We start from the raw sequence: 13,399 nt of genomic DNA, 5'->3' as shown, positions 1-13,399 counted from the left end.
GATGAAGTTCACCCTGTCCTGGCTGCGCGACCATCTCGACACCGAGGCACCGCCGCTCGAGATCCTGGCGGCGCTGAACCGTATCGGGCTCGAGGTCGAGGGCGTCACCGATCGCGGCGCGGCCCTGGCGCCGTTCCGCACCGCGCGCATCGTCGCCGCCGACCAGCATCCGAACGCGGACCGGCTGCGCATCTGCCGGGTCGATATCGGCCGCGATACCAGTGCAGGCGGCATCGGGCCGGAGGGCCGCGACCTGGTGCAGGTGGTGTGCGGCGCGCCGAACGCGCGCGCCGGGCTGTCGGTGATCTTCGCGCCGCCGGGCAGCGTCATTCCCGCCACCGGCGCCACCCTGAAGGTCGGCTCGATACGCGGCGTCGAGAGCCAGGGCATGCTGTGCTCGCTGCGCGAGCTGGGCCTCGGCGAGGAGCATGACGGCATCGCCGAGCTGCCCGACAACACCACCCCGGGCCAGAGCTACGCGAACTTTGCCGGCCTGGACGACCCGGTGATCGAGATCGCCATCACGCCGAACCGCGGCGACGCGCTGGCCGTGCGCGGCGTGGCGCGCGACCTGGCGGCGGCCGGGCTGGGCCGCCTGCGCCCGTGGCTGGCGGAGACGGTGGAAGGCCGCTTCGCCTCGCCGATCACCTGGCGCATCGATTTTCCGCAGGCCTGTCCGTATGTGCTCGGCCGCACCGTGCGCGCCCTGCGCAACGGCCCGAGCCCGGACTGGCTGCGCGAGCGGCTGCTCGCGATCGGCCTGCGCCCGATCTCGGCGCTGGTCGACATCACCAATTTCTTCACCTTCGACCTCGGCCGGCCGCTGCACGTGTTCGACGCCGACCGGCTGGCCGGCCCGGAGCTGGTGCTCTGCCGCGGCGGCGGCGAGACATTGCGGGCGCTGGACGGCCGCGACTACATCGCCGACCCGGAGGATTGCGTGATCGCCGACGATGCCGGGGTGCAGTCGTTCGCGGGCCTGATGGGCGGCGAGGCGGCCGGCGTCTCGGACAGCACCACCAGCGTCTTCATCGAGTGCGCCCTGTTCGATCCGGTCCGGGTGGCGCTGTCCGGACGCCGGCATGCGATCAGCTCGGATGCACGCCAGCGCTTCGAGCGCGGCATCGATCCGGCGCTGCCGGTCGCCGGCCTGGAGGCCGCGACCCGGATGATCCTGGAGCTCTGCGGCGGCGAGGCGAGTGACGTGGTGGTGGCCGGCGAGCCCCCCGTCTGGCAGCGCGAGGCGCGGCTGCGGTTCGAGCGCATCGCCGGGCTCGGCGGCCTGGAGGTTGCGCCCGACGCAGCGGTGGCCTCGCTTGAGGCGCTGGGCTTTGCGGTGCGCGAGCGCGACGAAGCCAGCGTGCTGCTCGACGTGCCGTCCTGGCGCAACGATATCGCGATGCCCTCGGTGCTGGATGCCGCACCCGGCCTCGATCCGGCGCGACGGCTCGGCGCCGACGCGGTGTCATCGATCGAGGCGGAGTGCGACCTGATCGAGGAGGTGCTGCGTCTGCGCGGCCTGGATGCGGTGCCGGCGGTGACGCTGCCGCCACCTGGGCTGGTCGCGCGGGGCGCCGTGCCGTTGGCCTCACTGACCCCGCGGCAGGCGCGCACCGCGGCGGCGCGCCGCATGCTGGCGGCGCGGGGCCTCGCCGAGTGTGTCGGGTTCTCCTTCATCTCGCGTGACGAGGCCGAGCAGTTCGGCGCCATCCCGGACAGCCTGCGGCTGCTCAACCCGATCGCCGCCGATCTCGACCAGCTGCGCCCGACGCCGCTGGCGAGCCTGGTGCTGGCGGCGCATCGCAATGCCGCGCGCGGCGTGGATGCGCTGGGGCTGTTCGAGATCGGTCCGGGTTTTGCCGAGATGGGCCCGGGAAGCAGTCAATCGTTGATCGCCAGCGGCCTGCGCACCGGCCACGCGCCGCGTCGTCCGGGCGTGGGTGCCACGCCTGCCACCCTGTGGGATGCCAAGGCGGATGCGCTGGCCGTGCTCGAGAGCCTCGGGGTGCCGATGGACGCGCTGGGTGTGGCCGCCGACGCGCCGGCGCACTACCATCCGGGTCGGTCCGGCACCCTGCGGCAAGGACCGAAGCTGGTGCTGGCGCATTTCGGCGACCTGCATCCGGGCGTGCTGCAGAAGCTTGCGCTGGACGGCCCGGCAGCCGGGTTCGAGCTGTTCCTCGATGCCGTGCCAGATCCCAAGCGGCGCCGTCGCGCGGCACCCGACCTGCCGTCGTTCCAGCCGCTGACACGGGATTTCGCGTTCCTGGTGGGCACGGAAGTGACCGCCGAGGCGATGCTGCGGGCGGCACGCGGCGCCGAGCGCACGCTGATCACCAAGGTCAGCCTGTTCGACGTGTACGAGGGCGAGACGGTGCCGCAGGGACAGAAGTCGCTGGCCATCGAGGTCGTGCTGCAGCCGCGCGAGCGCAGCCTGACCGACGCCCAGATCGAGGCGGTGTGCGCCAAGGTCGTGGCCGCGGTCGGCAAGGCGACCGGCGGGGTGCTGCGCGGGTAGATTTCGTTATTGGTTCGTAAGGAGTCTCGACGCTAGGATGGGCGTCGATGAACGCGATTTCTGCGAGCGAGCCGGTAGCCTCCAGCGCCTGGTGGTCGGACAGCGTTGCAGCCTTTCTGGCAGCGACACCCTCTGATCTGCTGGGGCGTCTGGCGCATGCGGCAACGCGCCATCATCGGGTCAACGAGGCGACGCAGCTTCGCGCCTGGGCGCGTCAGATCGCGATCCTGCGCGCGACGTTCCTGGCGCTGCCGCAGAGCCGGGCCTGGCGGCTGCTGCTGGAGTTCGAGATCCCCCGCTTTCGCCGGCGCATCGATGCGGTGCTGCTGGCGCCGGGCGGCATCTTCGTCCTCGAGTTCAAGGTCGGGGCCAACGCGTTCCTGGAAGACGATCGCAGGCAGGTGGCGGACTACGCGCTCGACCTTCAGGATTTCCACGCCGGATCACGTCGCCATCCGATCCTGCCGGTCCTGATCGCCACCGAGGCGGTCGCGGGCCCGCAGATGCTGCCGTTCGCGTTCGCTGGTTCAGGTGACGTGCTCGATGCAGATCCCGCCAGCCTGCCGCAACTGTTGCAGGATCTCGCACGGTTCCTGCGGGATCGGCCGCGCCCGGTGGACCTGTCCGGTTGGGAAGGGGCTCCCTATCGGCCGGTGCCGAATGTGATCGATGCCGCGCGCATCCTGTTCTCGCGCCAGGACGTGACGGAAATTCTCAGCGCCAGGGCTGACGCCACCAACCTGACCCTGACCACCGACCGCATCGCCGCCCTGATGGCAGGCGCCCGCGAGACCCGGCGCAAGATCATCCTGTTCGTCACCGGCATCCCGGGCGCCGGCAAGACCCTGTGCGGCCTCAACGCCGCCTTCACGACAGAGACCGGGATCGGCGCCGCCTTCCTGACCGGCAATCCGACGCTCGTGCATGTGCTGCGCGAGGCGCTGGTGCGCGACGCGGTCAGGCAGGGCGAGAAACGCGCGCCGGCGGTGCACCGGATCAAGGGCGTGATCCAGGCGTTGCCGGCGTTCCGTGACCTGCATGTCCGTACCGGCGAGGTGCCGGCCGAGCGGGTTGTCGTGATCGACGAGGCGCAGCGCTGCTGGGATGCGGCGCAGGCGGTCGGCAAGACCCGCGACCGCCCCGTGCGGATGACCCTGTCCGAGCCCGCGCATCTGCTCGACATCATGGCGTGCCACGCTGGCTTTGCCGCCATGATCTGCCTGATCGGCAACGGCCAGGAGATCCATGACGGCGAGGGCGGCCTGGCGGAGTGGGGTGACGCGCTGCGCACGCGGCCGGAGTGGCAGGTGGTTGCGGCGCCCACAACTCTGACGGCCAGCGAGCCGCGCAACCGGCTGCCGGAACTACCCGGGCTCGCGGTAGAGCCTGCACTGCATCTGAACGTGCCGGTCCGCTCGCTACGCCACAACGCGGCACCCGAATGGGTGGATGCGGTGCTGCGCGGCGACGCCGAAGCGGCCCATGCGATCATCGCGCGCGAGGGCGAGGTGCCGTTCCGCCTGACCCGCAGCCTGGAAATGCTGCGCGCCGGACTGCGCGCGTGCTGCCGGGGCGTTGTGGAACCAACCCATCGCGCCGGACTGATCTGCAGCGCCAGCGCGCGTCGCCTGCGCGCCGAAGGGCTGGGCGCCGAACTGCCGCACATGGACGCCGATGCCGTCGCCCGCTGGTTTCTCGATCGCTTCCCGTCCGACGTGCGCGCCTCCGACGCGCTGGAGCAGGTGGCGACGCAGTTCTCGGTGCAGGGGCTGGAACTGGACCATGTCGGTCTGTGCTGGGACGCCGACCTGATCCGGATGCCGGGCGCGAGCGCCTGGCGGGTGCGGTCGTTCTCCGGCACCGACTGGCAGGTCCGTCGCGACGCGCAGAAGATCGCCTACCGCCTCAACACCTACCGGGTATTGCTGACCCGTGCCCGCTACCAGACCATCATCTGGGTGCCGGAGGGGGATCGTGCCGACCGGACCCGTGATCCGGCAGTTCTTGACGGAATTGCCGCCTTCCTGCGGCTTTGTGGTGTGCTCGACCTTGCACCTCCCGGACCGATGATGCCGCTCCAAGACGCGCCACTGCCGCAGCTGCTCCTGGCCTGATGCAGCCGCGGCACTACACTACCGCGATAGGGAGAGCGAGGGTGGGTGATGGCGAGACAGAACGGGCGGCTGCAAGGTCGGGTCTGCGTCGCGGCCGGCGCAGTCGGCGCCTTGGGTGAAGGTGTCGCGCGGCGTTTCGCCGCGGAAGGCGGAATTGTCGTCGGCATCGACCGCAAACAGCATGCCGTCGGCACGCTCGCGCTGCAGGCGGACCTCGCCGACGAGGAGCAGGTCCGGGCCGCCCACGGACGCATCAATCGGCAGCTGAAGCGGGTCGACGTCATCTACAACAATGCCGGCCTGGTCGACCCCGCGGACCACTCCGCGCTCACGAGCAGTGTCGAGACCTGGAATGCCATCCTCGCCGCCAACCTCACCACGACCTGGCTCAGCTGCAAGCACGGCATTGCCTGCATGCTGCAGAACGATCCCGCCAAGGGCTCGGTCATCAACACCGCCTCGTTCCTGGCCGGCATGGGCGCCGCGTCGGCCCAGATGGCGTTCAATGTTGCCAAGGCCGGGGTGCAACAGCTCTCCCGCGACCTCGGCGTGCATCTCGCCCGCAGCGGCGTCCGCGTGAACAGCCTCGCCCTCGGGCCGATCGAGACGCCGCAGCTCAGGCAGACCTTCGAGCGCATCGGACCCGACGAGGCCGCTCGTCGCTTCGTCCACATGCCGATGGGACGGTTCGGGACCGTGCAGGAACTCGCGGCCACCGTCGCCTATCTCGCCAGCGACGATGCCGGGTTCGTGACGGCGGCGAGCTTCCCGATCAACGGCGGCATCCAGGGCGCCTTCACCGTGGCCGCGGGAAGCTGAGGCGCCCTCGCCCGGCCGGCACGGCTGACTTTGTGCCGACAAGCGGCTAGAACCTGCGGCATGACCGACACGCCGCTCTCGCTGATACGCAACTTCTCGATCATCGCCCATATCGACCACGGCAAGTCCACGCTCGCGGACCGGCTGATCCAGACCTGCGGCGGCCTGACCGAACGCGAGATGACCAACCAGGTCCTCGACAACATGGATATCGAGCGCGAGCGCGGCATCACCATCAAGGCGCAGACGGTCCGGCTCAGCTACCCGGCCAAGGACGGCAAGACCTACGTGCTGAACCTGATGGACACGCCCGGCCATGTCGATTTCGCCTACGAGGTGAGCCGGTCGCTGGCCGCCTGCGAGGGCTCGCTGCTGGTGGTGGACGCCTCCCAGGGGGTCGAGGCGCAGACGCTGGCCAACGTGTACCAGGCGATCGACGCGCACCACGAGATCGTCCCGGTGCTGAACAAGATCGACCTGCCGGCGGCCGAGCCCGAGCAGGTGCGCCAGCAGATCGAGGAGGTGGTCGGCATCCCGGCCGACGACGCCATCGAGATCTCGGCCAAGACCGGGCTGAACATCATCGGCGTGCTGGAGGCGCTGGTGACCCGGCTGCCGGCGCCGACCGGCGATGCCGAGGCCCCCCTGCAGGCGCTGCTGGTGGATAGCTGGTACGACGCCTATCTCGGCGTGATCATCCTGGTGCGGGTCAAGAACGGCCGCCTGAAGCGGCACTCGAAAATACGCATGATGTCGAACGGCGCCACCCACACGGTCGAGCAGGTCGGCGTGTTCAGCCCGGCGATGCGGCCGCTGGAGGATCTCGGGCCGGGCGAGATCGGCTACATCAATGCCGCCATCAAGACCGTCGCCGACTGCAATATCGGCGACACCATCACCGACGACCGCCGCCCCGCAAGCTCGGCGCTGCCCGGCTTCAAGCCGTCGATCCCGGTGGTCTGGTGCGGCCTGTTCCCGATCGATGCCGACGATTTCGAGAAGCTGCGCGAGAGCCTCGGCAAGCTGCGGCTCAACGATGCCAGCTTCCATTTCGAGGCCGAAACCTCGGCGGCGCTCGGCTTCGGCTATCGCTGCGGCTTCCTCGGGCTGCTGCACCTGGAGATCATCCAGGAGCGTCTGAACCGCGAGTTCGCGCTCGACCTGATCGCCACCGCGCCGTCCGTGGTCTATCGCATCCACCGCACCAACGGCGCCGAGGAGGAGCTGCACAACCCGGCCGACATGCCGGACGGCAGCCTGATTGCGAGCATCGAGGAGCCCTGGATCCGCGCCACCATCATGGTGCCGGACGAGTATCTCGGGCCGGTGCTGACGCTGTGCAACGACCGACGCGGGCGGCAGGTCGACCTCACCTATGTCGGCACCCGGGCGATGGCGGTGTACCGGCTGCCGCTGAACGAGGTGGTGTTCGACTTCTACGACCGGCTGAAGTCGGTCAGCCGCGGCTATGCCAGCTTCGACTACGCGATGGACGGCTACGAGGAGAGCGACCTGGTGCGCATCTCGATCCTGGTCAACCAGGAGCCGGTGGACGCGCTGTCGTTCATCGCGCATCGCAGCGCCGCCGAGAACCGTGGCCGCTCGATCTGCGGCAAGCTCAAGGAGCTGATCCCGCGCCAGCTGTTCAAGATCGCGATCCAGGCGGCGATCGGCGGCCGGGTGATCGCGCGCGAGACCATCGGCGCGCTGAGCAAGGACGTGACCGCCAAGTGCTATGGCGGCGACATCAGCCGCAAGCGCAAGCTGCTCGACAAGCAGAAGGAGGGCAAGAAGCGCATGCGTCAGTTCGGCAAGGTCGAGATCCCGCAGACCGCCTTCCTCGCCGCCCTGAAGATGGACGCCTGAGAGCCTGAGCGGGATCATCGAACCGGTGCCGACAGGCTTGAATGCGGCGCGGCGGCTGCTATGGTCCGCCGCCCTGGAGGGATGGCCGAGCGGTTTAAGGCGCACGCTTGGAAAGCGTGTGTGCGTGAAAGCGTACCGTGGGTTCGAATCCCACTCCCTCCGCCAGTGGAATTCTCTCGAAAAATACTTAGCAAGTACACCGGGTTGCGGAGGAGTCGTTTCGCCGCCTACCCCTCACGTTACCCCCCACGGTATACCCCTCTCAGGCAACAGCGAAGCCGCTCCAGACCAGTCGGGCGCGTCAGACGGCCGCTTTCGATGTCGTTGACCGGGGGTTTGACGGGGCCGTGAAGGCGGCGTTGGAGGACACTGCAGGGGCGCGGCCGGCCATGAAGCGGCTGCTCCCGGCGTTCAGGCGGCGGCAGGGGTAGCCTACTGCCCGTTGCGCGTCTCTCGATCTCCCTCGGCTTGGGCGGCCTTCTCGCACTCGAACAGCCCAGACTTGGTGCGCCCGAACCAACGCTCACCTTTCAAATGATAGATGCCGGTGCGCGTATTGACCCAGACGATATGGTCGGCAGGGCATGAGATGCCTGGAGTAACGTCCGGGTAGCGGTTTTGGTAGCCCCAAGCGGTAGTGGACAAAGATATGAAAGCCGCGCCTACGAGCAATCGAGCGAGCATGTTCAGGCCTTTCACGGGTTCCGTTGGCGGGCGGCGTCCAGGAACACTAGAGGCTCTGATCAGCAGGAAGCGGCGCGGGCGCAGGAGTAGGCACTAGCTGCGATGGTGATGCCGGTGTCTGAGGCGGGCTGAAGGGCTGCGTCGGCCCCGCCTGGTTGCTCGCAAAAGGCTGCGTCGCCTGCGCGGGCAGGATGCGCCGCCGGACGCAGCTCACAAGAGCGTCGTCCACTAACCGGCTGCCGACAAGGCTTTCGACCATCTCGGGTTCGGTGCCCCCCTCGAAGCTTAGCTGGAGCACTGCCGCCTGCCGAAACTCCTTTTCGAATTCCGCGATTGACGGTCCCATGACGTTGAACTGGATCATGCTCGCGTTGCCGAACCCCTGCGCGTTCCAGGGTGCGTGGTCGCCAAGAACAAAGCGGATTGGTATCTGCGTCCCGCTCGGTATCTGCCAGCTCGGCTTGTAAATCTGAACTACGACGAACTTGGTCTTCTCGAAGACCTTGATTGACAGTGTTCGGCCGCCGTTGTCAGCCGTCGAGACGCCGCAGACGCTTAGTCCGTCGTTCGCAGTTCCTTCAAACGCCGTCCAGTAGCCTGCTGAGGCGGTGTTGACGACTATCGCCTGTGCTGACGGCCCTGCAAGCAGTCCCGCTGCAAGGACGTAGGCTCCAACTTTCAGACGCCGAGGCTCGGACATTGATCTGCCGCTTAGAAGGTAAAGGTTACGTTCCTATACCGGAACGTCTTGGCTACTTGAATAGAAATCTGCCTGCGCGGCGGGTCCGCGTATTCCCGCAGCGTTGCAGCGTCCCTCGCGACAAACCATAGCTGCCCGACCAAGGTCAGGACGCGAACAGGCGCCCGCTGGCCGTTCGGCAGGGTGAACCCAAGCTCCGAAACGGCACGGCCTTCTACGGCACACGCAGGTGTCGGTTTGGGCACGTTTCTGGCGGAGGGGCCGGAGCGGGCACATTTGAAGCCGGGTAGCTCGTCGCCATGCCCGCCAATCAACCCTCTTGATAAAGCGGAGCCCATACATCCGAGCCGTATGTAGGGTTTATCTACGCTCTAGATGGAGCGGAGCCTAACGCAGGCGATCCCTGCGCCGGTGGACTGAAAGTCTACGCTCTCGACGAATACAGAGGCCAGGCGCCCCAAGGACGCACCACCAACGGCCGCCATCCTTCCTCTTTTTTCCGTCAGACAACGATCACCCCGAACCTCAAGGAACACCCATGCCCACCCACGCCCGCATCATCTGCCGGATCAATGACCAGGATCAGCAGCGCCTGACGCTCGTAGCTGAAGCCCTCCGGCTGAACGCCGCGAGCGCTGCAGAGCAGTTCCCCAGCCGCTCCCGTGCCCTTCGCGAAGCTATCCGCATCGCCGCAGAGCACCTGTCCGCCGCCCGCTAACACCGCCCAGCTAACCGCGGCCGGCTCGTCCGGCTTTCCCTGTCACCACACCACCATGGGTCCCTTTTCGGGGCGCCGTGGCAATAGTCGTTGAGCAACACTCCTAATGTCCCTCTCGAACACCATCACCAGCCAGGCTACCACCTCCCCGGCGCCCTCCACCCCTGTCCGCACGCGCCGCTTCGCCGGAAGGCAAGTCGCAGACCGCGATCCGGCCGTGACGCCCATCGTCATTGACGGCGAGCCCGCGCTGTCCGTCGAGACTTTCGGACGCCACGGCGGCAAGCCATTCATCATCGACGCAGACCGTTGGCCGGAGGTTGTCGAGTCCTGGGGTGCACGCTGGACCGTTATGACAACCGGAACTGGCCATTTCTACGTGGCGTCCGCCCGCAAGCAGGCCACGCAAGCTGCTACGCGCCGGCGGGCGCATTGTCCCCTCGCCTACCTCGCACGGCTACTCACTAGCGCGGACGAGGATGAGGTCGTGGGGTTCGTCAATGGCAATCCGTTCGATATGCGCGTGTCCAACATGGAGCTGCTGACTCGGGCCGAAGTTCTGTGGCGGCATAGCAACCGCCTGACGGCCTGAGAGGACCTCTCATGGCAACGCAAACGGCACTTTCAGGTGCCTCTCAGGACCCTTCGCAGCTCCCGCCGGGGTTCGTCCGCGACAGCCCCGTCGTGTCCGCTGGCAGCAATTTAAGTCCAGCGTCGCTCCTGGCTCTCCACGCGCAGGCGCAACAGACCGCGTCCAGCGGAGGCGGTAGCCCCCAGCAGCCAACAGATGCCCAGCTACTGGCGGCGCCGGGTCCTAGTACGACCCCTCACTACTCCGACGCCCAGCTCCTAGCCGCACCTGGCCCTACTTCTGCGCCACCGCCGGGATTTGTTCCTGACAATCAGGCACGGGCGTCGTCTGCAGCTCTGCCGGCAGGCTTCACTCTCATTGATCCTGGCCCGGCGCCCTCGTCGTCTACGCTTCCGGCGGGGCTTACGCTCGTTGACTCCGGGCAGCCTCAGCAGTCCTCCACTGCACTACCTCCCGGCTTCACTCGCGACCAGCCGTCCGACCCTGGCGCGAATTACCGCCTCGGCGGCATTGTCGGGCGCGGCCTTGTGGGCGGCGCCACGGGCCTAATCAGCACCGCACAGGGGGCGGGGCGGTTCCTCGCGAACCACTCGGGCTACGACCCGGTTTCCCTCGCGCTGTCCAACCCGATCGCGAAGGCGGTAGAGAACCTACCGATCCAGAAGTGGGCCACCGATGCCGAGAACGCCGCCGGCTGGTATTCTCCCAAGGAAGCGTCGGGCAAGATTCTTGAAGGGGCCGTAGGTGGCGTTACCGGCGCAGCCCTCTCCGGCGGCGTTGGTCTCGTCCCGACCCTCTCGTCTGCCGCCATCGGCGCGGCAGTCCCGACAGCGAAAGCCGCCGGCGCCACGGATGATCAGGCTGACGATATCGGACTGGCCCTCGGTCTACTCCCGGTCGCCGGGGCGGGAGCCTGGGCCGCACGGAACGGCGCTGGGGCTCTTGCCAGAAACGCCTACGCCGCCAGCATCAGCAAAGGCATGACGCCCGAGCAAGCAGCTCAGCAGGTGCTCCTGCACGACGCAGTATCCCAGTATGGCGCTTCGAACGGCCTCAAGCCCGCTCAAGCTTCCCAAGCTTACGGCGACGCAACCAATGCAGCGTTGTCTGCATACCGCAGCACCGCCCTCAAGGCCGGCGCTATCGATCCGGACCAAGCGTCCGCACTAATGGCCGCTCAGCGTTCGGCGGCGGCAGGCACGGGCGGATCGGCCGTCAAAGCGGCGGGCCTAGACGGTTATCACCAAGATGCGGTGGCGAACGGAGTGGGGCAGATCGATGCACTCGCTAATCAAGCGCCGTCATCCGGGACAGTCGGGCCGTTCGCTTCGGTCGGTTCGGCAGTAGGCGCAAAAGCTGCCCCCGTCGTCGGCGGTCTCGGCGCACTGACTGCGGCTGCGGCGGGCAACTACCACACCGCACTGGACATCGCTCTCGGCTCGGCCGCCGGTCACTCGGTCCTACCGGTCGCTGGTAAGGCGGCGGGTGGCGTCATTGATTGGGCACTGGGCGCGGGGATGACCCCACAGCAGGCGCAGCTATTAGCGGCGCGCCGGGTCCTGGCGAAGTCGGGTATTTCGCTGCCCTCTAGTGACCCTCTAGGGGACCTGCAATCGGCCGTCTCGGATGTGAACGGAGACTTCACGGACCAGCAAACGAATGTCGCGAACACCGCGGCTGACGCGCTACGGGCCAAGCAGACGGCTACGGGGTACTCGCAAAACGCTAAGGCCACGGCGGCAGCCGAAGCCGTGTGGGCTGGCGCTTTGTCTCAACAAGCGAAACAGCAGGCCGCCGGCAACCCCGACCCGCTGTCCTCCGCGTTGTGGGCCGACGCGCAACAGCAGGGCAACCCCCCGAACCTGAAGGCGGTGACGAACTCGCAGATTGCAGGCTTCACGGCTGACCAGTCTGCACTCGCCAAGCGGGACACTCAGGAACAGGCGGCCGACGCCGCAGCACAGCAGCGGGGGCAAAGCCTCAATGAACAAGCGGCGGCATGGCTCGAACGGGACGCGATCAGGCAATACAAGAGCAACACGCCCGACGCTCCCGTGACTGGCGTTGGGTCTCTGACCGCTTCCACGCCTCAGCAGCTCTTTGGTGCTACGGCTGGAAAATACGGAAGCCCGGCCGATCCCACGCCGCCGCAAATGCTGCAGCCGCCAGTGGCCCCGTTAGGTGCCGCTCCAAGGCCCGTCGCAGCCCCGCCAGCGGCTCCTACACCTGCCCCGGCTACACCTCTACCTGCCGCCGCTCCAGTGCCTTCTACGGGCCTTGGAGCGGGTCCTTTGACGCCCTCCGGCGGACAGGCGCTCGTCTCGATGCTGCACCAGCAGCACTTTGGCACTCCGCTGCAGACGCCGGACATCACGGCAGCGATTGAAGACTTGGCGGCGGACGGCACGTTGCACCCGTTCCATGCAGATGCAGCCTTGAGCGGCCAGCTCATAGACAGGCAACTTGCGGGGCACATCGCCGCGCGGGCGCAGCTACTGAAGACCCAAGGCCAGACAAGCCTAGACCAGGGAGCGATCAGCTCGCAGGCGACGGCCGATGTTCAGCAGGCAATGGGGAACGCACCGGCTGCGGCACCTACGGCCGGAACACCGAACGGTGGACCACGCGGGCCGATCCTGAACCTCACCCGCTACCAAGGTGCGGTCGGGAATTACCAGCGCCATGCTCAGCAGATGTTCATGCTGGCGACTAGCCCCGCAGAGAAGCAGGCCGTTTCCGAGATCGCTGCGACACCTGCGACTGCGGACAAGGCAGCGATCCGAGACGCCTACGTTCGAACGCATCCCGGAGCGGACCTTTCGAGGTTCACTCCGACGCTGATGAGGGGCACTTAGCGTTGCCCTCTAGGAGCCCGCTAGAGACTCGCTGACGGCCTTTCAACACCCGCTGAAGGAAACCTACAGGGAAACCTGAGAGGCCCTTCAGCGGGCTCTACGGGGCACGTCAGCCGGGTGACGGCCTGAGGACCCGGAACAACCAACGGCCCGCGCGATAGAGCCAGTAAGGCCAGAGGAGCGGCAGCGTAACAACAATTGCGATAGTCTTGAAAAGGTCCCGCACGTAAGACTCCGCCACCGCAGCCGGCAGCAGACCAAAGATTACGACTAGCAAAAGAGTCTGGAGCATGACGGGCTCGCGATGGCGGGGGTGTTTACCCGCAGTGCGCTACTCCCGGCAGGACCAAATGTACAGGTAATTCCACCGACGCCCTGATAACAAACCTTCGAGGCCCTCCAAAGCCGTTGCGGGCTGGCAACAGGGATTTCGAAATACGCTGCCGAACAACCGGACCATAGCTTAGAAGCTGCCAACGACGGTCTGTCGTTCGGCTGAAGACTGCCGCTGAAATCGTGTTCCCAGGTTCCAC

At 67.3% G+C, this 13,399-nt stretch carries 8 protein-coding genes and 1 tRNA gene; 8 read left to right on the top strand and 1 reads right to left on the bottom strand.

Features of this window, described 5'->3' with window-relative positions:
* The first annotated feature begins 1 nt into the window (after position 1).
* The 5 genes from pheT (at position 2) to ACQY4O_RS18780 (ending at position 7,482) form a co-directional block, all read left to right on the top strand.
* A complete protein-coding gene (gene pheT, locus ACQY4O_RS18800; protein WP_428377976.1) occupies positions 2 to 2,518 on the top strand; it encodes a phenylalanine--tRNA ligase subunit beta in 2,517 nt (838 codons plus the stop codon).
* Positions 2,519 to 2,565: 47 nt separating this feature from the next.
* Positions 2,566 to 4,632, top strand: coding sequence for a DNA/RNA helicase domain-containing protein (locus tag ACQY4O_RS18795; RefSeq protein WP_428377975.1), 2,067 nt, complete (start codon positions 2,566 to 2,568; stop codon positions 4,630 to 4,632).
* A 48-nt stretch (positions 4,633 to 4,680) separates the two neighbouring features.
* Positions 4,681 to 5,451 (top strand): SDR family oxidoreductase, encoded by a 771-nt coding sequence (locus ACQY4O_RS18790; protein ID WP_428378246.1) that lies wholly within the window; start codon positions 4,681 to 4,683, stop codon positions 5,449 to 5,451.
* Between the two features lie 60 nt (positions 5,452 to 5,511).
* Complete coding sequence (gene lepA / locus ACQY4O_RS18785) at positions 5,512 to 7,317, top strand: translation elongation factor 4 (protein WP_428377974.1); 1,806 nt, start codon at positions 5,512 to 5,514, stop codon at positions 7,315 to 7,317.
* A 75-nt stretch (positions 7,318 to 7,392) separates the two neighbouring features.
* Positions 7,393 to 7,482: transfer RNA gene (locus tag ACQY4O_RS18780), tRNA-Ser, on the top strand.
* A 565-nt stretch (positions 7,483 to 8,047) separates the two neighbouring features.
* On the opposite strand, the gene ACQY4O_RS18775 is transcribed toward ACQY4O_RS18780, so the two are convergent.
* Positions 8,048 to 8,701 (bottom strand): hypothetical protein, encoded by a 654-nt coding sequence (locus tag ACQY4O_RS18775; protein WP_428377973.1) that lies wholly within the window; start codon positions 8,699 to 8,701, stop codon positions 8,048 to 8,050.
* 538 nt (positions 8,702 to 9,239) lie between these two features.
* Between ACQY4O_RS18775 and ACQY4O_RS18770 the strand changes: the two genes are divergently transcribed.
* The 3 genes from ACQY4O_RS18770 (at position 9,240) to ACQY4O_RS18760 (ending at position 12,866) form a co-directional block, all read left to right on the top strand.
* The gene (locus ACQY4O_RS18770; protein ID WP_428377972.1) at positions 9,240 to 9,419 is read left to right on the top strand and encodes a hypothetical protein; all 180 of its coding nucleotides are present in this window, start codon (positions 9,240 to 9,242) and stop codon (positions 9,417 to 9,419) included.
* A gap of 217 nt (positions 9,420 to 9,636) precedes the next feature.
* Positions 9,637 to 10,011, top strand: a complete 375-nt coding sequence (locus ACQY4O_RS18765; protein ID WP_428377971.1) for a hypothetical protein — start codon at positions 9,637 to 9,639, stop codon at positions 10,009 to 10,011.
* Positions 10,012 to 10,538: 527 nt separating this feature from the next.
* A complete protein-coding gene (locus ACQY4O_RS18760; protein ID WP_428377970.1) occupies positions 10,539 to 12,866 on the top strand; it encodes a hypothetical protein in 2,328 nt (775 codons plus the stop codon).
* Positions 12,867 to 13,399 lie beyond the last annotated feature (533 nt).

This window comes from Lichenicoccus sp. (genome assembly GCF_965277665.1).
Taxonomy (GTDB): domain Bacteria; phylum Pseudomonadota; class Alphaproteobacteria; order Acetobacterales; family Acetobacteraceae; genus Lichenicoccus.
The sequence above is the reverse complement of the archived record's forward strand: the minus strand, read 5'-3'. Positions and strand labels throughout refer to the sequence as shown.